Genomic DNA, 17,333 nt, shown 5'->3' with positions numbered 1-17,333 from the left:
GAAATGAGGAGCCACCAGTGTAGCAAATCCTGTCATTCCCGCGCAGGCGGGAATGACACATCAAAAATGGGCCAGGGTTATTTATTTTCCCCGGGCAGAGAAAATAACCCTGGCCCTTTTTACGATTTGACCCTGGCCCCTTTTTGCCAGCCCCATTGGGGGGCGTTACTCGCCGAGGTAGGCGGCCTTGACACGGGGATCATCCAGCATGTCGCTGGCTTTGCCGGTCATGGTGATCAGGCCGGAATCCATCACGTAGCCGCGGTGCGCCGCCTGCAGCGCCAGCTTGGCGTTCTGCTCGACGAGCAGGATGGTGATGCCTTCCTTCGACACGTTGCGGATCACTTCGAAGATCTTGTCGACCATGATGGGCGACAGGCCCATCGACGGCTCGTCCAGCAGCAGCAGCGTCGGATGGCACATCAGCGCGCGCGCCATGGCCAGCATCTGCTGCTCGCCGCCGGACAAGGTGCCGGCCAGCTGCGCCGCGCGCTCTTTCAGGCGCGGGAAGATGTCGAACCACTTGGCGATGTCGGCGTCGATGCCGGCCTGGTCGTCGCGCGTGTAGGCGCCCATCATCAGGTTTTCCGTGATGGTCATGCGGGTGAACACGCCGCGCCCTTCCGGCACCATGGCCAGCTTCTGCTCCACCAGGTGGAAGGACTTGCTGCCCTTGAGCGACTGGCCCATATAGGACACCGTGCCTTCGACCTTGCAGTCCGGCAACGTGCCCGTGATGGCTTTCAGCGTGGTGGTCTTGCCCGCGCCGTTGGCGCCGATCAGCGTCACCAGCTCGCCCTTGTTCACTTCCAGGTCGATGCCCTTGACGGCCTTGATGCCGCCGTACGCCACCTTCAGGCCGGCGACTTTCAGTACATTCTCGCTCATCAGTGCGAACCTCCCAGATAGGCGTCGATGACCGCCTTGTTGCTTTGTATCTCGGCCGGCAAGCCTTCCGCGATCGGCTTGCCGTATTCCAGCACGGTGATGCGGTCGCACAAGCTCATCATCATCTTCACATCGTGCTCGATCAGCAGCACGGTCTTGCCTTCGGCCTTGATCTTGACCAGCAGCTCTTTGAGCGCCAGCTTCTCGGTCGCGTTCATGCCGGCCGCCGGTTCGTCCAGCGCCAGCAGCTGCGGGTCCGTGGCCAGCGCGCGCGCGATTTCCAGGCGGCGCTGGTCGCCGTAGGACAGGAATTTCGAGGTGCGGTTGGCGAACGCGCCGATGCCCACGAAGTCCAGCAGTTCCTGCGCGCGGCGGCGGATGCCCGCCTCCTCTTCGCGCGCCGCCTTGTGGCGGAACACGGCGCCGAACACGCCCTGGTGCGAGCGCACGTGGCGGCCCACCATGACGTTTTCCAGCGCCGTCATCTCGCCGAACAGGCGGATGTTCTGGAAGGTGCGCGCGATGCCGGCCTTGGCCACTTCATGCGGCGCGGACGGCGAATAGGGCTTGCCGGCCAGCTCGAAGGTCCCGGTGTCCGGCTGGTACAAGCCGGTGATGACGTTGAAGAAGGTGGTCTTGCCGGCGCCGTTGGGACCGATCAGCCCGTAGATCTGGCCCTTCATGATCTTGATGCCGACATCGGTCAGCGCCTGCAAGCCGCCGAAGCGCTTGTTCACGCCTGCGATATTCAGAATAACTTGTTCGCTCATGTTCTACCTCACGCGGGCATGACGCCGGACGATTGATTCTTGTTGTCGGAGTCGGAATCCGGACGGTCTTCATGCTTGGGCGACGGCCACAGGCCGGCCGGGCGGTTCAGCATGATCAGCACCATGGCCAGGCCGTACAGCAGCTGGCGCAGCACTTCGGCCTCGATGAGGACGTGGCCGAACAGCTTTTCCTGCAGCGGCTCGACCACGTGGCGCAGCACTTCCGGCAGGGCCGCCAGCAGCGCGCCGCCCATGATGACGCCGGGGATGTGGCCGATGCCGCCCAGCACCACCATGGCCAGCACGGCGATCGACTCGGTCAGCGAGAACGATTCCGGCGACACGAAGCCCTGGAAGGAGGCGAACATGGCGCCCGCCACGCCGCCGAAGGAGGCGCCCATGGAGAAGGCCAGCAGCTTGACGTTGCGCGTGTTGATGCCCATCGCCTTGGCGGCGATCTCGTCCTCGCGGATCGCCACCCAGGCGCGGCCCAGGCGCGAGTGCTGCAATCGGGTGGTGACGAACACCACGGCGATGCACAGGAACAGGAACAGGTAGTAATACGCGTTCACCGACGGCATGCCGTAGCCGCCGATGAAGACGGTGGCGCGCGAACCGGCTTCGCCGGCCAGCGAGGTGCCGAACACGCGGATCGGGTCGATCAGGTTGATGCCCTGCGGGCCGTTGGTGATGTTGACCGGTTCGTTCAGGTTGTTCATGAAGATGCGGATGATCTCGCCGAAGCCCAGCGTCACGATGGCCAGGTAGTCGCCGCGCAGCTTCAAGGTCGGGGCGCCGAGCAGCGCGCCGAACAGGCCGGCCAGCGCGGCCGCCATCGGCACGATGAACCACACCGACAGGTGGATGCCGGTGGTGCGGATCTCCTCGCCCATCATCGCCGCCAGCGCCTCGCCGAAGGCCGGGTGCAGGTTGATGATGGATTCGAGCAAGGTGGCGAACTGCGGCGAGGCCAGCAAGCCGGTCATGTAGGCGCCCACCGCGTAGAAGGCGATGTAGCCCAGGTCCAGCAGGCCGGCGAAGCCGACCACGATGTTCAGGCCCAGGGCCAGCATGATGTAGAGCAGCGCCAGGTCGACAATGCGGACCCAGGAGTTGCCGAAGGGCGCGGCCACGAAGGGGAACACCAGCATCAGCGCCAGCACGACGGCCATGCTGGTGTAGGCCTTCTTGGCGTCCTTTTGTACGTCGAAATTCAACAATGCCATGATTTATCCTCTCGATTCTCAGGCGCGGTCGGCCACGCGCTCGCCCATGATGCCGGACGGGCGCACGGTGAGCACCAGGATCAGCACCACGAAGGCGAAGATGTCCTGGTAGTGCGAGCCCAGGAAGCCGCCGGTCAGGTCGCCGATGTAGCCGGCGCCCAGGCTCTCGATAATGCCGAGCACGATGCCGCCTATCATGGCGCCGTAGATGTTGCCGATGCCGCCCAGCACGGCCGCGCAGAACGCTTTCAGGCCGGGCAAGGTGCCCATGGCGAACTGGATCGAGGCATAGTTGGCGCCCCACATCACGCCGGCGATGGCGGCCAGCGCGGCGCCGATGGCGAAGGTGGCGACGATGACGCGGTTCGAATCGACGCCCATCAGGCCGGCGACGCGCGGGTTCTCGGCCACGGCGCGCATGGCGCGGCCCATCTTGGTGCGCTCGACCAGCATCACCAGGCCGAACATCGCGGCGGCGGCCAGCACCAGCAGCAGCACCTGGGTCTGCGTCATCACCGAATTGCCCAGCATGATGGGGTCGGACGACAGCAGTTGCGGGAACGGCAGCGGGTTGCGGCCCCAGATCAGCATGGCGACCGTTTGCAGGATGATGGACATGCCGATCGCGGTGATCAGCGGCGCCAGGCGCGGCGCGTTGCGCAGGCGGCGGTAGGCCACCCGCTCGATGAACACATTGACCGCCATGCAGACCGGGATGGCGCCGAGGATGGCGATGCCCAGCTTCACATAGCCCGGCAGTTCGGGGAAGTGCTGGTTCAGCTGGTTCAATATGGTGAGGCCGGCCATCGCGCCCACCATCAGCACGTCGCCGTGGGCGAAGTTAATCAGGTTCAGCACGCCGTACACCATGGTGTAGCCGAGGGCGACCAGCGCGTACATGCTGCCCAGCACCAAGCCATTGATAAGTTGCTGGATTAGTGTATCCATCATGAGATTGCCTCTTCAGTTCGCGTTTGCATGGAGCTTTGCGCCGCCCGCGTAACAAAAACGGCACCCGGAGAGCTATCCCCGTAGTGCCGCCGTTGAATGACGCTGCTTTGCATCTATCTACTGCGTACCTTGCCATCCCGATGGCCGGAACGGCAATAATTATAAGCGTCCGCAATAATAGCGAGGTTTAACGAAAACTAATATCGAAAAAAAATGAAGTTCGCCGAATTTAATTTAGCCCGCAGCATGGCGATTCCAAGAACTCAGACCTTAGCCGCAAGCTGCGTCCCATCTTTCGGACCTTCGAGGCCCCTGGGCAGAGGGAAGGTCACCGCCTCCTGCACGCCGTCGAGCGCACGCACGCTCTTCGCGCCCAGTTCCTTCAAGCGGTCGATCACGGCTTGCACCAGCACTTCCGGCGCCGAGGCGCCCGCGGTCACGCCCACGCGCAGCTTGCCTTCCAGCCAGGCTGCGTCGATCTGCGAGGCGTTGTCTATCATATAGGCCGGGGTGCCCATCTTGTCCGCCACTTCGCGCAGGCGGTTGGAGTTGGAGCTGTTCGGGCTGCCCACCACGATCACCAATTCCACTTGCGGCGCCATGAATTTCACGGCTTCCTGGCGGTTGGTCGTGGCGTAGCAGATGTCGCCCTTTTTCGGTTCGATAATGTTGGGATATTTGAGTTTCAGGGCCGCGATGATGTCGGCAGTGTCGTCAACCGACAACGTTGTCTGCGACACGTAGGCCAGCGCGTCCGGGTTGGCCACATTCAGCGTGGCCACGTCGGCTACCGTTTCCACCAAGTGCATGCCCTCGTCCGTCTGGCCCATGGTGCCTTCGACTTCGGGATGGCCGTCGTGGCCTATCATGATGATTTCGCAGCCCTGCTTGCGCATCTTGGCCACTTCCACGTGCACCTTGGTCACCAGCGGGCAGGTCGCGTCGAAAATGCTCAGGCCGCGCGATTCCGCCTCGGCCCGCACCGCTTTCGACACGCCGTGCGCCGAGAACACCAGGGTGTTGCCGGCCGGGACGTCGTCCAGGTCTTCGATGAAGATGGCGCCCTTGCTGCGCAAGTCTTCCACCACATAGGCGTTGTGCACGATCTCGTGGCGCACATAAATCGGCGCGCCGAACTGCTGCAGCGCGCGTTCGACGATTTCAATGGCGCGGTCGACGCCGGCGCAAAAGCCGCGCGGCTGGGCCAGCAGGATTTCCTTGTCCATGGTCTTTACCCTCTCACAGCACGGAGATCAGGTTCACTTCGAACCGCACCGGCTGGCCGGCCAGCGGATGGTTGAAGTCGAACAGCGCTTCGGTCTCGCCCAGCTCGCGCAACACGCCGGCGAAACGGCCGCCGCCCGGCGCGGCAAAGTCCACCAGGTCGCCCACTTTGTAGTCGGCGCCCGGCACCGAGTTCGCGTCCAGCGTGGCGCGCGACACGGGGCGCACCAGGTCCGGGTTGCGCGGACCGAAGCCGACGCCCGGCTCCAGGTCGAAAGTCTTGTGCGTGCCTTCAGGCATGCCGATCAGCAACTCTTCCAGCACCGGGGCCAGCTGGCCCTGGCCCAGCATCAGCGTGGCGGGTGTGCCGTTGAAGGTGGTGACGATATCGGTACCGTCCACGGTAGCGAGGCGGTAATGCAGGGTCAGGTAGGCCGAGGCGGTGACGACAGGTTGTTGGTTGGACATGATAGGCAGAAAACTTGAAAACGCTATTGTAAGCCACCTTCCGCGCGGCGGCTTGCTCGGCGGGCCGTTCTTGAGCCGTGGGCACGTGTTAGCAGATGTTGGCAAAACGCCTATTCTTACCCTTGTGTAATAGAATACGCCCGCCATGATGAAACTACTGTTCCCCGCTCCCCACTTCTATCCGAAATCCGGCCCCCGTTTCGAACCCGCCCAACTGCTGATGCTGGCCGCCGGCTTCGCCGCCCTGGCCCTAGCCGTCATGTGGTGGCGCTGGGGCGGCACGGTGGAGGATTCGCTGCACTACTTTAATACCGCCCGTTATCTGCGCGGCGAGGTAGCGGCCAGCGAACTGCGGGCGCCCTTCCCCTATCGCCTGCTGGTGCCGGCTGCCGCAGCAGCCATTCCCGGCGAGGTCCGCAACAGTTTTGCGCTGCTGAACTGGCTGCTGGTGAGCGCCGCCGCCTGCATGACGGCGCTGGCCGCGCTGCGCCTGGGCTACGGCCGCAACGGCGCCGTCGCCGCCGGCCTGCTATTGATCGTCTCCGTGCCCACCTTCTGGTATGCGCCCTATCTGCTGGTCGATCCCGGTTCGGTTTGCGCCCGTGCCGCCTTCGTCCTGGCGCTGGTGTCCGGCCAGCCGTGGCTGGCGGCGCTGGCCGGCGTGGTCGGCAGCGGCGTGCGCGAGGAAAACATCGTGCTGCTGGTCTGGCTGCTGTTTGCACGCCAGATAGGCTGGCGCGCCGGCCTGTTGGCGCTGGCCGCCGCCGCCGCGTGGATGCTGGCGGTGCGCTGGTGGATCATCGGCGGCCTGCCCAGCTATGTGTGGAAGCCTAGCCTGGAACAGGCGCTGGCGGCGCTGGCCGACATGCGCTCGCTGGCCTCGATCGCGCTGGCGGCCGGCGCGGTGCTGCCGCTGGCCATCTTCGGCATGTGGCGCTGCGCACCGCAGTTGCAGCCCTTTAAACGCTTGCTGTTGCTGCTGGCGCTGCCGCCGCTGTACGCCGCGCTGTCGGTACGCGTTGACGGCCGCGCCGTGTGGGGCCTGTACCCGCTGCTGATCCCCTTCGCCATAGGCGCTTGCCAGTCCCTGCTCAGGCGCAAGCACCAGGACGCCGATGCGCCGGCCCGCCGGGCGGCGGCATGACGGCTCCGCACCGGGACAGCGCGCTGAGGAAGCCAACCACACCCGCCATGGCCGCCACGCTGCCCATGCCGGCCAAACCGGCGGGGCGGCCCGCGCCAGCCACGTCAGCCACGTTGACCACGCCTGCCGCGCCAGCCACACCGGCCAAGCCTGCCGTGTCAACCACATCAGTCACACCGGCCAAGCCTGCCGCGCCAGCCAGGTCCGCGACACTGGGCAAGCCTGGCGGGCAGGCCGTGCCAGCCACGTCTGCCGGGCCGGACGGGCCGGTCGGGCCAGCGCCAGCATGCGGCACCGGCATCCGCCCGCTGCGGCGCGGCTGGGGCGGGCCGCTGCTGCGCGCCATGCGGCCGCGCCAGTGGCTGAAGAACCTGCTGGTCTTCGTGCCCATGCTGGCCGGCCACGCCATCAACACCACCGCCCTGCTGCAATCGCTGACCGCTTTCGCGGCATTCTGCCTGTGCGCCTCCAGCGCCTATCTGCTGAACGACACGCTTGACGCCAGTGACGACCGCCTGCACCCGGTAAAACGGCATCGCCCCATCGCCGCCGGCACGCTGCCGGTCCCCGTGGCGCTGGCTGTCAGCGCGCTGCTGGCGCCGCTGTCCCTGATCCTGTGCGCCTGGGCCGAACCCATGCTGCTGGCCGTGGTGGCAATTTATTTCGTCAGCACCGTGCTGTACTCGCTGCGCCTGAAAAAGCTGCTGATCGTCGATATCGTCACGCTGGCCATCCTGTACAGCCTGCGCATCCTCGGCGGCAGCGCCAGCACCGCTATCGAACCGTCGTTCTGGCTGCTGAACTTTTCCTTCTTCCTGTTCCTGTCGCTCGCACTGCTCAAGCGCCACAGCGAACTGCACCGGCTGCACAGCCAGGGCAAGGAAAAGACCAGCGGACGCGGCTACGACACCGGTGACCGCCTGCCTATCGGCATCATGGGCATGAACAGCGCCTTCGTGGCCGTGCTGGTATTCGTGCTGTACTTCGATTCGAACAATGTACGCAAGCTATACCTGCATCCCGCACTGCTGCTCGGCATCGTGCCTTTGCTGGTCTTTTGGCTGGGACGCTTGTGGACTTTGTCTTTCCGTGGCAAGGTCAACGAGGATCCGCTGCTGTACGTCAGCAAGGATCCCGTCAGCCTCGTCGTGATTGCCGTGTGCGGCATGCTGGGCGCCGCTGCCAGTCTCGATTTCAGCCCTGCTTTGAGATTATTTACCGGTCCAAGTCTATGAACCCTATCCTGAACGGCTATTTCTGGTGCGCCCTGGCCTCGCTGGCCAGTGCGGGCGCCACTTTCCTCATCAAGCTTTCGCACCAGGCCGGCACCGCCTGGAGCCCGGCGCGGCTGGCCTACCTGGGCGCGGCCTGCACCGTCTACGGGCTGGGCTTCGTCTGCTACACCATCACGCTGCAAAAGCTGCCGATGACGCTGGCCTACCCATTAATGACGGCCATCACCATGGCCACCGTGCTGCTGATCGGCTACGCCGTGCTCGGCGAAGCCATGACCCCTACCCGCATGGTGGGCATGGCGCTGGTGGCGGCCGGCGCCTTCGCGCTGGCGCGCTGAACCTCCTGACGCCTTGCGCAGCCACCATGCGCTGACAAGCTCGCGCTGACCACTTTGCGCTGGAAACTTCGCGCTGGCTTGCGCAGCTACAAAGTGTGGCGCTGGCAAACTTGCCATAATGGCTGACCGGCCGGGCTGTTCCCGGCATAGCGAGGTCTAGCATGGGAATTGCCGACTGGCCAGAACATCAGCGCCCGCGCGAGCGCCTGATACGCGAAGGCGCAACCGCCCTGTCCGATGCCGAACTGCTGGCCGTCTTCCTGAGGGTGGGCGTGCGCGGCAAGAACGCGGTGGAGCTCGGGCGCGACATGGTGGTACGCTTCGGCTCGCTGCAAGGCTTGTTCGCGGCCAGCCTGCGCGATTTCTCCGCCATTCCCGGCCTGGGCAGCGCCAAGTTCGCCCAGCTGCAGGCGGTGATGGAGCTGGCGCGGCGCGCGGTCGGCGAGCAGTTGCAGGCGGGGCAGACGCTCAGTTCGCCCCAGGCGGTAAAGCAATACCTGCGCCTGACGCTGGGTTCCCAGCCCTATGAATCCTTCCACGTGCTGTTCCTGGACGTCAAAAACCGCCTGATCGACGCGCGCGAGCTGTTTCGCGGCACCTTGTCGCACACCAGCGTGTATCCGCGCGAAGTGGTGCGCGAAGCGCTGGCGCGCAACGCGTCCAGCGTCATGCTGGCGCACAACCACCCGTCCGGCACGCCCGAACCCAGCGAGTCCGATTTGCTGCTGACGCGAGCATTGGTGCAGGCCTTGGCCCTGGTCGACGTGCGCATCCTCGACCATTTCGTCGTCGCCGGCCACCAGGTGCATTCTTTCGCCGAGCACGGGCAACTGTGAAACCGGTGCCGCATACGCCGGTTTACCTATGAAAAACAAGGGCTTGGCGGCGGATTTTACAATTGTTAAATTTATGATCCATTGCGCGACACAATTGTTTTTCGCAAGTCATTGAAAAAGCTCAGTTTTTTCTATATACTCTTGTTTTTTCCAATTGTGGAATCTATTCAAGGAGTGCGCCATGGCACGTGTTTGCCAAGTCACTGGGAAGAAGCCGATGGTCGGCAACAATGTTTCCCATGCTAACAACAAAACTAAACGTCGTTTCCTGCCTAACCTGCAGAACCGTCGTATCTTTGTTGAATCTGAAAATCGCTGGGTCTCCCTGCGTCTGTCCAACGCCGGCCTGCGCGTCATCGACAAGGTAGGCATCGACGCCGTCCTGGTCGACATGCGTGCTCGTGGCGAAAAAGTCTAAATAGGGAGCTACTATCATGGCAAAAACTGGCCGCGACAAAATCAAGCTGGAATCGACCGCAGGTACGGGTCACTTCTACACCACCGACAAGAACAAGCGCACCATGCCTACCAAGATGGAGATCATGAAGTTTGATCCTAAGGCACGCAAGCACGTTCTGTACAAAGAAACCAAGATCAAGTAATCGATCCTTGTTTCATTAAAAAAGCCGCTCCCAGAGCGGCTTTTTTTATTGCTGTTTGGCCGGCAAGCTGATAAACGGCAGCGCACCGCCGGCCATCGCGGCCGGAAAATGCCCATCTCATTTCTCAATCGCCTTGGCCTGGTTTTCGGTTTCACGCAAGCGGAGTAATTCCGGCACTATTTTCTGGCATTGCAAAGAAGGCGATTCCGCTTTCATTTTCATTTTCATTTTCATTTTCAATTGCTCGGCCGTGGTTTTCGCTTCAATCGCCTCGTCAATACGCTCGCCAGGCTGATTACCCAGATCGCGACAAACCACCACTACGGCATCCGGACGCGCATGCTAATTGATGGCGGTTTCGGCTCTGGCCGCTTGCAAATCCTTGGAAGCGGCGTCGCCCTCGCCTTCGCCTTTTTCAATCGCCACGCCGACTAAATGCATTCCGCGCCAAAGGCCGGCAAAAATACAGGCTTTCGGGACTTCTCGAATAAGCACCGATTTGTCGGGAACCTCGAATAACCGCTAAATTGTCATTCCCGCGCAGGCGGGAATCCATGCTACTCCTCTGAGCATGCGAAGTATGGGTTCCCGCCGGCTCGGCGCCCCCGAGTGAATCCGTGCTATGCCTGTGAGCATGCGGCATATGGGTTCCCGATTACGCGAGAACGACAGGTATTTCGAGGTTCTCTTCCGAAAATACTTCATTGAATGGTTTTCCGAATATCGTCAGCACGCCGCGATTACCTGCCGGGCAATGGCAAAGGCGTCAGCACCAATAGGATAACGACACCCGCCGCCGCCATGATCAGCTTAGCCATCAACCAGAAACAACATGGCCATGTCCCGGATCCGAGACGCCCAGCGAGGTGTTTAAGCCCGATTTAAGCACGTACGCGCCAAAAACTAGCATGGCAGCGGCGCGCGCGCAGAGTGAGCGCTCAGCAGCAGCCGGCGGTAAGCCGTTTCAAACCTTGTAGGTGGTTTCTGGATACTGTACGAGAGCGTGATCAGCCGTGATCAGAACCAAGCCCCGGTCATGGCCCGAGCGGTCATATTCTGCCAAATGAATATTTGGGCAGCCGAGGCAATTTCTCGATCGGAGCTGTGCGTATGGCGGATACGGCCAGCTCCATAAAGTGAAAGGAAAGCAGCTCTGCCAAAAATTCGAGAGCACCCATTCCAAAGTTTAATTTCCCACTACTTCGCTTACTCGCCACCTCCCATGAATTGACTTCATAAGGCAGCCTATCCGGACATGAAATGGGCCCGGATAAGAATATGCCTGTCCAGCAGCAGCCTCAATCGGCATATCCAAATAATCGCTCAACCTTCCTCATCCATGCTCGAGTTCAAATTGTTTCATGGCAGCCTCCTTGTATATCATTTCGGTATAGGCAGAGACACACTGGTCAGCAAACTGAGCAGCAACAAGGTTCGATATAAATCAATCGGGCAATAAAAAAACGGCCCGTATGGGCCGTTTTATTTTCTGCGGAACAGAACGCTATTTAAGCGTAGCTGCGCAGACGCAGGGAGAAGTCCTGCAGGGATTTAATACCGGACGCTTCGGCACGGTTGCACCAGTCTTGCAGCTTGTGCAGCAATTGGTCGCGGGTGAAATGCGACCGCTCCCAGATCACACCCAATTCCACTCGCATATTGTGCATGGTTTCCAGCGCCTTGCTGTGCTCGAACAATTCAACCAGCTGCTGTTTCTGCGGCGCTTCCAGCTTGGCTGGTTCACGCGTCATCAGCTTGCGCGACGATTTGAGGAAACGCGATTCCAGCTGCGCCTTGTCTTTCAAATGCTCCAGCTCTTCCTTCCAGGCGCTCTTGATCGACTTGGCGTACTTGGCCATCACATCGTAACGGTTGGCGATCACCGATTGCAGCGTCTCCAGGTCCGCTTCCATTTTGCCGTGCTGGAACTTCGGCGCCGGCGCGACTTTCTTCACCTTGGCCAGGCCCAGCGTTTCCAGGATGCGGATATAGCACCAGCCGATATCGATCTCATACCACTTCGACGACAGCTTGGCCGAGGTGGCGAAGGTGTGGTGGTTGTTGTGCAGCTCTTCGCCGCCGATGATGATGCCGAAAGGAATGATGTTGGTCGCGGCGTCGGCGCAATCGTAGTTGCGGTAACCCCAGTAGTGGCCGATGCCGTTGATGATGCCGGCGGCGGTCACCGGGATCCACATCATCTGCACGGCCCACACCGTCAGGCCGATCACGCCGAACAGCGCCAAGTTAATGAAAAGCATCAACACCACACCCTGCCAGCTGTAGCGGGTGTACAGATTGTTCTCGATCCAGTCGTTCGGCGTGCCGTGGCCATACTTCTCCATGGTTTCCATGTTCTTGGACTCGGCACGGTACAGTTCAGCGCCTTCCCAGAAGACTTTTTTGATACCGCGGGTTACCGGGCTGTGCGGATCTTCCTCGGTGTCGCACTTGGCGTGGTGCTTGCGGTGGATGGCTGCCCACTCCTTGGTCACCTGGCCGGTGGTCAGCCACAGCCAGAAGCGGAAGAAGTGGCTCGGGATAGCATGCAGCTCCAGCGCGCGGTGCGCCTGGTGACGGTGCAGGTAAATGGTGACGCTGGCGATGGTGATATGGGTGACGGCCATGGTGAAGGCAAACACTTGCCAACCCGAGGCGCCGGTGAGGCCATTACTCAGGAATTCGAGAACTGCTTGTAAAAATGTCATTACTACTCCAATGTTGGTGTCCCGTGCACCGGCGCAGCCGCAATCGGAAGGCCGAGTTTGCTATTGTTGGGCGTCATTGTACGCTGAAACACAGCCGGTTTCATGCTGGATTGCCGACAGTCACTGATTATTTTTTAGGCGCTTCCGCCTCTTCCACTGGCGTTTTTGGCAAGCTTTCCTGCTCGCTTTCCTGCAACGTTTCCACAAGGGGAACAGAGCCGATGATGCGCATCTCGCGCTGCGGGAAGGGCACCGATATCTTGTGCGTCTGCAAGGCTTTCCAGATGGCCCGGTTGACGTCCGAGGTCACGCCGCCGCGGCCGTTCTCCGGGTCCGCGATCCACCAGCCCACTTGCAGATCCAGCCCGTCGGCGCCGAAATTGATCAGCGAAGCCGACGGCGGCTTGTTCTTGTCGACCCGTTCGACCGTCAGCGCCGCCTGCTCCAGCAAACCCAGCGCCAGGTCCACGTCGGTCTCGTAGGACACGGACACCTTGGTGGTCAGCCACAGGTTTTTATTGGTCAGCGACGAATTCTGCACCGCGCCGGACACCAGCATCTCGTTCGGCACGATGGACTCCACGCCGTCCAGCCCGGCCAGCACCGTGTAGCGCGTGTTGATCTGCGTCACGCGGCCGCTGTACTTGTCCACCGTGATCATGTCGCCTATGGTCAGGCTGCGGTCGAGCAGGATGATGAAGCCGGACACGTAGTTGCTGGCGATTTTCTGCAAGCCCAGGCCCAGGCCCACGCCCAGCGCGCCGCCGAACACCGACAGCACCGTCAGGTCGATGCCCACCAGCGACAGGCTGAGCAGCACGGCCACCACGATCAGGATGGCGCGGCCGAAGCGCGCCATCACCACCCGCAGGCTGGAGTGCATGCCCTGCAGGTTCAGCAGGCGCTCCTCCATCGCGGCGCCGGCCCACAGCGCCAGCATCAGCAGCACCACCACCGACACGGCCGCCTGCAGGATGTCGGACACCGACACCTTGTGCTTGCCCAGCGGCAGCAAGGTATTGTCCAGGTAGGAGAACACGTCGTCCCACAGGCCGGTGATGTACATGGCCACGCAGGCCCACACCAGCAACTGGAAGATCTTCTCGAAGGTCAGCATGGCCGCGCCGATCTGGCCGTGGCGCGCGAACACGCGGCGCAGCAGGTAGAACACGAAGCGGATCGCCGCCAGCGAGCCGACGATGGGCAGCGCCACCTTCAGCAGGTGCACTTTCTGGTAGCGCGCCATCACCGCCATCGCGATGAAGATCAGGCAGGCGATGGCCAGGGGGCCGATCACGCGGGTGAAACTCTCCATGCCGAAGCGCGCCACCATGCCGGTGGCCGGCTCGCGCGCCGCGACGCGCTTGCGCAGCATGCTCGACAGCAGCCAGCCCAGCAGCACGGCGCCCACGATGGCGCCCATCTGCCACATCAGGCCGGGATCGCGCAGGTCGGTAATCAGGTCGGAAATCAGGTTCTTCAGTGGTTCTTGCTTCATCGTTTGCGTGGGTAGATGGAAAAAGGGCCAGCTCAGCGGCCGGCCCCATCATACTTAGTCTGCGCTGTCCGCGTCGCCTGCCTCGTCGCCGCCGTCGTCATCCTTGCGCTCCGGCTTGGGCTTTTTCGCCATCGGCTTGCGTTCGAACACGGCGGCGAAGAAGCCGTCCGTCTGATGCTTGTGCGGCAACATTTTCAGATAGTCGCCCATTTCCAGCGCGATCTTCTGCTCGGCCAGCACTTTGCTCATCGGCACCAGCTCGAAGTCCGGGTGCTTGGCCAGGAAATCGGCAGCCACGTCGTCGTTCTCTTCGTTCAGGAAGCTGCAGGTGGCGTACACCAGGCGGCCGCCGCCTTTGACCAGGCGCGCGGCGCCGGCCAGGATGGCGATCTGCTTGTCGTGCATTTCACCGATCGCGCTTTCAGCCTGGCGCCATTTGACGTCCGGGTTGCGGCGCAACGTTCCCATGCCCGAGCAGGGCGCGTCGACCAGCACGCGGTCGATCTTGCCGGCCAGGCGCTTGATCTTGGCGTCGCGCTCGTGTGCAATCTGCACCGGATGCACGTTCGACAGACCGGAACGCGCCAGGCGCGGCTTCAGCTTGGCCAAGCGTTTTTCGGAGATGTCGAAGGCGTACAAACGGCCGGTGTTGCGCATCAGCGCGCCCAGTGCCAGGGTCTTGCCGCCGGCGCCGGCGCAGAAGTCCACCACCATCTCGCCGCGCTTGGCGCCGACGATCTGCGACAGGATCTGGCTGCCCTCGTCCTGCACCTCGATGGCGCCGCTCTTGAACAGCGGCAGGTTCTGCAGCTGCGGCTTGCGCAGCACGCGCAGGCCCAGTGGCGCGTACGGGGTCGGTTCTGCGGCGATGGGCGCTTGCGCCAATTCGGCGATCACGTCCTCGCGGTTGGCCTTCATGGTGTTCACGCGCAGGTCCAGCGGGGCCGGCGTGTTCAGCGCGTCGGCCAGTTGCAGCGCGTCTTCCTCGCCGAACTGGGCCACCAGCTTTTCAAACAGCCATTTCGGCATGTTCGAGCGCATCGACTTGTGCATCAGCTTGCGGTCGATCTGCATCACGCGCTCCAGCCACTCCAGCTCTTCCGGCGTGACGCCGCCCAGGGCGTCGATACCGACCGCGTCGGCCAGGCCCAGCAGGATCAAGCGGCGCATGGCGCCGCCGGCGCCCGCTTCCGACTGGTCGGTGAAGAAGTTGCGGTTGCGCAGCACGCAATACACGCCTTCGGCAATGGCGCCGCGTTCACGGCCGCCGAGGCGGGGATGGTCTTTGAAATAGCGCGACAGGGTGGTGTCGGCAGGGGCGGTAAAGCGCAAAATCTCGCGCAACACTTCTTCGGCGTTGGCGAGTATCGCTGGAGGCAATCTCATGGAATTCCTTGGTTGATTATTTGTTGTGGCCGTCGTGATCGACAAGGACCTTGCCGTCTTTGATGGTCAGCCTGCCTTCGACAAACCAGCGGATGGCGCGCGGATAAAGCTCGTGCTCCTGCACCAGCACGCGCGCCGCCAAGGTGGCCGGTGTGTCGCCCGGCAGCACAGGCACGGCGGCCTGGCCCACCATCGGGCCGTGATCGAGTTCGGCGGTAACGAAATGCACCGTCGCACCGTGTTCCTTCATCCCGGACGCGAGCGCCTGCTCGTGCGTGTGCAGCCCGGGGAAGTGCGGCAGCAGCGAGGGATGGATGTTCAGCATGCGGCCTTCGTAATGCGTGACGAAAGCCGGCGTCAGGATGCGCATGAAGCCGGCCAGCACCACCAGGTCGGGCTGGTAGCCGTCGATGACCTGTTGCAGCGCGGCGTCGAAGGCCTCGCGGCTCGGATAATCCTTGTTGGCGACCACGGCGGTCGGGATGCCGTGCTCGTCGGCGAAAGCCAGGCCCAGCGCGTCGGGACGGTTGGCGACGACGGCCGCGATACGGGCCGGCCACTGCTCCGCTTGGGCGGCGCGAACCACGGCTTCCATATTGCTGCCGCGTCCGGAAATGAGGATGACGATATTTTTCATAGCCGGCTATTATACCTGCGCGGCGGACCGGACCGTCCAAACGGACCGGGTCTGGCTTTATTCGAAGGAATAAAATACGCGGAACGGCACTTTCTTCTCGGCCCAGAAGTCGGCCGCGTCGCGGAACACGTCCAGCAGGCATTCGCGCGCTTCACGGTCGAATTTCTGGGTGTTCGGCAACTGCTCGATGACGATCAGGAAGCCGGGCTGTTCGCCGGCCTTGGCCATGGTGTCGGTCAGGGTCACGCGCAGCGCCTCGAAATTCTTGCCGCACGGTTTAGGAAGGAAAAACGATTCGGCGATGATGCCGAGAACTTGCTGCTTGGTCAGGCCGTGGCCGCAATGCGCGTACAAAAAGTGCTGCCCCAGTCGGGCTGCCTCGTCTTGCAGATCGGTGACACGAAATGCACGAATGGACTGGACAAGGTTGGGCGGCACAGTTAGCAACAAACTCATTTTTCCCTCAAATCGACCTGTTAATGTACGGTTTGCTTTCCGCTGATAGGCCACCTATACATGGATTGCCGCGGGCGGGTCATTGCGCCGGCGGCTAGTCGCGTTTCTCTCTGTCAATCTGATCCCATACGGTTGTTAGGGTAACGTGTTGTATCCTGCGAATCAACACGTAAGTGATATCTCACGCAAGTTTTGCCAGAAATAGAACATTTCCTCGGTAATTTCACACTGCAAGCCACTACGCCGGGCGCTGTTACAATTTGTTGCCATGAGAACTGTTTTTGCAGGAATGGCGGGATTACCATACAAACTAGCCATCCCCGACGCGAGCGGATTGCATACCCAGACCACCAAACATAAACGAGGTATCAAATGAACATGCCATCTAAACTGATCCTGTCGGCCCTGTGCCTGGGCGCCCTGCCGCTCGCGCAAGCGACCGAGTTCGAAGATTACGGCCGCGTGGTGCAGGTCAAGCCGCAGATCGAGCAGATCAACCGGCCGCGCCAGGAATGCCGCACCGAGTACGTGCAAGTGCAGCAGCCCGCGCAGCGTAGCGCCGGCGGCTCCATCGTCGGCGGCATTGCCGGCGCGCTGCTGGGCAGCCAGATCGGCGGCGGCCACGGCAAGACCGCCGCCACGGCGGCCGGCGCCATCGCCGGCGCCGTCGTGGGCGACCGCGTCGACAACCAGAACGTCCAGCCGGGCGGCGTCACCGAGCAAGCCGTCAAGCAGTGCCGCACGGTCGACAGCTGGGAATCGCGCACCAATGGTTACGAGGTGACGTACGACTACCGCGGCCGCAACTACACCAGCATCATGTCCTTCGACCCGGGCCAGCGCGTGCGCCTGCGCGTGTCGGTCGAACCGATGCAGAACTAAGCACCTCCCGAGAAGCGGGACCAGTATCATTGCCCCCCCTCAAAACTAGAGCCAGGGCAACTCCCCCCAACCGAAAAGGGGCCA

At 62.3% G+C, this 17,333-nt stretch carries 19 protein-coding genes; 7 read left to right on the top strand and 12 right to left on the bottom strand.

Going from position 1 to position 17,333, the window contains the following annotated elements; all coding sequences use genetic code 11:
* Positions 1 to 165: 165 nt before the first annotated feature.
* From ACSQ8Y_RS00450 to ACSQ8Y_RS00425, 6 genes are all read right to left on the bottom strand, one after another.
* Complete coding sequence (locus ACSQ8Y_RS00450; RefSeq protein WP_436264503.1) at positions 166 to 888, bottom strand: ABC transporter ATP-binding protein; 723 nt, start codon at positions 886 to 888, stop codon at positions 166 to 168.
* Positions 888 to 1,658, bottom strand: coding sequence for an ABC transporter ATP-binding protein (locus ACSQ8Y_RS00445; RefSeq protein ID WP_436264502.1), 771 nt, complete (start codon positions 1,656 to 1,658; stop codon positions 888 to 890). The genes ACSQ8Y_RS00450 and ACSQ8Y_RS00445 overlap by 1 nt, the downstream gene beginning before the upstream one ends.
* Before the next feature lie 8 nt (positions 1,659 to 1,666).
* Complete coding sequence (locus tag ACSQ8Y_RS00440; protein ID WP_436264501.1) at positions 1,667 to 2,884, bottom strand: ABC transporter permease subunit; 1,218 nt, start codon at positions 2,882 to 2,884, stop codon at positions 1,667 to 1,669.
* An 18-nt stretch (positions 2,885 to 2,902) separates the two neighbouring features.
* The gene (locus ACSQ8Y_RS00435; RefSeq protein ID WP_436269719.1) at positions 2,903 to 3,832 is read right to left on the bottom strand and encodes a branched-chain amino acid ABC transporter permease; all 930 of its coding nucleotides are present in this window, start codon (positions 3,830 to 3,832) and stop codon (positions 2,903 to 2,905) included.
* 266 nt (positions 3,833 to 4,098) lie between these two features.
* The gene (gene ispH, locus ACSQ8Y_RS00430) at positions 4,099 to 5,061 is read right to left on the bottom strand and encodes a 4-hydroxy-3-methylbut-2-enyl diphosphate reductase (RefSeq protein WP_436264500.1); all 963 of its coding nucleotides are present in this window, start codon (positions 5,059 to 5,061) and stop codon (positions 4,099 to 4,101) included.
* A 13-nt stretch (positions 5,062 to 5,074) separates the two neighbouring features.
* Positions 5,075 to 5,527 carry an FKBP-type peptidyl-prolyl cis-trans isomerase gene (locus ACSQ8Y_RS00425; RefSeq protein ID WP_436264499.1) on the bottom strand — a complete coding sequence of 151 codons (453 nt, stop codon included), beginning with the start codon at positions 5,525 to 5,527 and terminating at the stop codon, positions 5,075 to 5,077.
* A 145-nt stretch (positions 5,528 to 5,672) separates the two neighbouring features.
* Here ACSQ8Y_RS00425 and ACSQ8Y_RS00420 point away from each other — a divergent pair, with 145 nt between their 5' ends.
* From ACSQ8Y_RS00420 to rpmG, 6 genes are all read left to right on the top strand, one after another.
* Positions 5,673 to 6,671: a hypothetical protein gene (locus ACSQ8Y_RS00420; RefSeq protein WP_436264498.1), complete on the top strand. Its 999-nt coding sequence runs from the start codon at positions 5,673 to 5,675 to the stop codon at positions 6,669 to 6,671.
* On the top strand, positions 6,668 to 7,906 hold the full coding sequence (locus ACSQ8Y_RS00415; RefSeq protein WP_436264497.1) for a UbiA family prenyltransferase: 1,239 nt from the start codon (positions 6,668 to 6,670) through the stop codon (positions 7,904 to 7,906). The genes ACSQ8Y_RS00420 and ACSQ8Y_RS00415 overlap by 4 nt, the downstream gene beginning before the upstream one ends.
* Positions 7,903 to 8,244, top strand: a complete 342-nt coding sequence (locus ACSQ8Y_RS00410) for a DMT family transporter (RefSeq protein ID WP_436264496.1) — start codon at positions 7,903 to 7,905, stop codon at positions 8,242 to 8,244. Before ACSQ8Y_RS00415 ends, ACSQ8Y_RS00410 begins: the two co-directional genes overlap by 4 nt.
* A 161-nt stretch (positions 8,245 to 8,405) precedes the next feature.
* Positions 8,406 to 9,080 (top strand): RadC family protein, encoded by a 675-nt coding sequence (gene radC, locus ACSQ8Y_RS00405; RefSeq protein ID WP_436264495.1) that lies wholly within the window; start codon positions 8,406 to 8,408, stop codon positions 9,078 to 9,080.
* A 181-nt stretch (positions 9,081 to 9,261) separates the two neighbouring features.
* Entirely contained in the window at positions 9,262 to 9,498 is a 237-nt protein-coding gene (gene rpmB, locus ACSQ8Y_RS00400; protein ID WP_010400928.1) for a 50S ribosomal protein L28, read from the top strand.
* Between the two features lie 16 nt (positions 9,499 to 9,514).
* On the top strand, positions 9,515 to 9,682 hold the full coding sequence (gene rpmG, locus ACSQ8Y_RS00395) for a 50S ribosomal protein L33 (protein WP_056393804.1): 168 nt from the start codon (positions 9,515 to 9,517) through the stop codon (positions 9,680 to 9,682).
* 117 nt (positions 9,683 to 9,799) lie between these two features.
* Here the strand turns inward: rpmG and ACSQ8Y_RS00390 are convergent, their stop codons facing one another.
* From ACSQ8Y_RS00390 to ACSQ8Y_RS00365, 6 genes are all read right to left on the bottom strand, one after another.
* A complete protein-coding gene (locus ACSQ8Y_RS00390) occupies positions 9,800 to 10,003 on the bottom strand; it encodes a hypothetical protein (RefSeq protein WP_436264494.1) in 204 nt (67 codons plus the stop codon).
* A gap of 1,187 nt (positions 10,004 to 11,190) precedes the next feature.
* The gene (locus tag ACSQ8Y_RS00385; RefSeq protein WP_436264493.1) at positions 11,191 to 12,390 is read right to left on the bottom strand and encodes a DesA family fatty acid desaturase; all 1,200 of its coding nucleotides are present in this window, start codon (positions 12,388 to 12,390) and stop codon (positions 11,191 to 11,193) included.
* 127 nt (positions 12,391 to 12,517) lie between these two features.
* Positions 12,518 to 13,888 carry a mechanosensitive ion channel family protein gene (locus tag ACSQ8Y_RS00380; protein WP_436264492.1) on the bottom strand — a complete coding sequence of 457 codons (1,371 nt, stop codon included), beginning with the start codon at positions 13,886 to 13,888 and terminating at the stop codon, positions 12,518 to 12,520.
* Between the two features lie 54 nt (positions 13,889 to 13,942).
* The gene (locus tag ACSQ8Y_RS00375) at positions 13,943 to 15,274 is read right to left on the bottom strand and encodes an RsmB/NOP family class I SAM-dependent RNA methyltransferase (protein ID WP_436264491.1); all 1,332 of its coding nucleotides are present in this window, start codon (positions 15,272 to 15,274) and stop codon (positions 13,943 to 13,945) included.
* A gap of 16 nt (positions 15,275 to 15,290) precedes the next feature.
* Positions 15,291 to 15,911, bottom strand: a complete 621-nt coding sequence (gene purN, locus ACSQ8Y_RS00370; RefSeq protein ID WP_436264490.1) for a phosphoribosylglycinamide formyltransferase — start codon at positions 15,909 to 15,911, stop codon at positions 15,291 to 15,293.
* A 57-nt stretch (positions 15,912 to 15,968) separates the two neighbouring features.
* Positions 15,969 to 16,367 carry a barstar family protein gene (locus tag ACSQ8Y_RS00365; RefSeq protein ID WP_436264489.1) on the bottom strand — a complete coding sequence of 133 codons (399 nt, stop codon included), beginning with the start codon at positions 16,365 to 16,367 and terminating at the stop codon, positions 15,969 to 15,971.
* Positions 16,368 to 16,739: 372 nt separating this feature from the next.
* Between ACSQ8Y_RS00365 and ACSQ8Y_RS00360 the strand changes: the two genes are divergently transcribed.
* Positions 16,740 to 17,249, top strand: a complete 510-nt coding sequence (locus ACSQ8Y_RS00360) for a glycine zipper 2TM domain-containing protein (protein WP_436264488.1) — start codon at positions 16,740 to 16,742, stop codon at positions 17,247 to 17,249.
* The last annotated feature ends 84 nt before the right edge of the window (positions 17,250 to 17,333 follow it).

Source organism: Pseudoduganella sp. LjRoot289, assembly GCF_964252925.1.
GTDB lineage: Bacteria > Pseudomonadota > Gammaproteobacteria > Burkholderiales > Burkholderiaceae_D > Rugamonas.
Note: the sequence above shows the minus strand (reverse complement) of the source record. Positions and strands in the feature narration are given on the sequence as shown.

What these genes read in the sequence shown, in the direction of transcription:
- ACSQ8Y_RS00450 (WP_436264503.1), bottom strand. Translation starts at nt 888, where the DNA reads ATGAGCGAGAATGTACTGAAAGTCGCCGGCCTGAAGGTGGCGTACGGC.
- ACSQ8Y_RS00445 (WP_436264502.1), bottom strand. Translation starts at nt 1,658, where the DNA reads ATGAGCGAACAAGTTATTCTGAATATCGCAGGCGTGAACAAGCGCTTC.
- ACSQ8Y_RS00440 (WP_436264501.1), bottom strand. Translation starts at nt 2,884, where the DNA reads ATGGCATTGTTGAATTTCGACGTACAAAAGGACGCCAAGAAGGCCTAC.
- ACSQ8Y_RS00435 (WP_436269719.1), bottom strand. Translation starts at nt 3,832, where the DNA reads ATGGATACACTAATCCAGCAACTTATCAATGGCTTGGTGCTGGGCAGC.
- ispH (WP_436264500.1), bottom strand. Translation starts at nt 5,061, where the DNA reads ATGGACAAGGAAATCCTGCTGGCCCAGCCGCGCGGCTTTTGCGCCGGC.
- ACSQ8Y_RS00425 (WP_436264499.1), bottom strand. Translation starts at nt 5,527, where the DNA reads ATGTCCAACCAACAACCTGTCGTCACCGCCTCGGCCTACCTGACCCTG.
- ACSQ8Y_RS00420 (WP_436264498.1), top strand. Translation starts at nt 5,673, where the DNA reads ATGATGAAACTACTGTTCCCCGCTCCCCACTTCTATCCGAAATCCGGC.
- ACSQ8Y_RS00415 (WP_436264497.1), top strand. Translation starts at nt 6,668, where the DNA reads ATGACGGCTCCGCACCGGGACAGCGCGCTGAGGAAGCCAACCACACCC.
- ACSQ8Y_RS00410 (WP_436264496.1), top strand. Translation starts at nt 7,903, where the DNA reads ATGAACCCTATCCTGAACGGCTATTTCTGGTGCGCCCTGGCCTCGCTG.
- radC (WP_436264495.1), top strand. Translation starts at nt 8,406, where the DNA reads ATGGGAATTGCCGACTGGCCAGAACATCAGCGCCCGCGCGAGCGCCTG.
- rpmB (WP_010400928.1), top strand. Translation starts at nt 9,262, where the DNA reads ATGGCACGTGTTTGCCAAGTCACTGGGAAGAAGCCGATGGTCGGCAAC.
- rpmG (WP_056393804.1), top strand. Translation starts at nt 9,515, where the DNA reads ATGGCAAAAACTGGCCGCGACAAAATCAAGCTGGAATCGACCGCAGGT.
- ACSQ8Y_RS00385 (WP_436264493.1), bottom strand. Translation starts at nt 12,390, where the DNA reads ATGACATTTTTACAAGCAGTTCTCGAATTCCTGAGTAATGGCCTCACC.
- ACSQ8Y_RS00380 (WP_436264492.1), bottom strand. Translation starts at nt 13,888, where the DNA reads ATGAAGCAAGAACCACTGAAGAACCTGATTTCCGACCTGATTACCGAC.
- ACSQ8Y_RS00375 (WP_436264491.1), bottom strand. Translation starts at nt 15,274, where the DNA reads ATGAGATTGCCTCCAGCGATACTCGCCAACGCCGAAGAAGTGTTGCGC.
- purN (WP_436264490.1), bottom strand. Translation starts at nt 15,911, where the DNA reads ATGAAAAATATCGTCATCCTCATTTCCGGACGCGGCAGCAATATGGAA.
- ACSQ8Y_RS00365 (WP_436264489.1), bottom strand. Translation starts at nt 16,367, where the DNA reads ATGAGTTTGTTGCTAACTGTGCCGCCCAACCTTGTCCAGTCCATTCGT.
- ACSQ8Y_RS00360 (WP_436264488.1), top strand. Translation starts at nt 16,740, where the DNA reads ATGAACATGCCATCTAAACTGATCCTGTCGGCCCTGTGCCTGGGCGCC.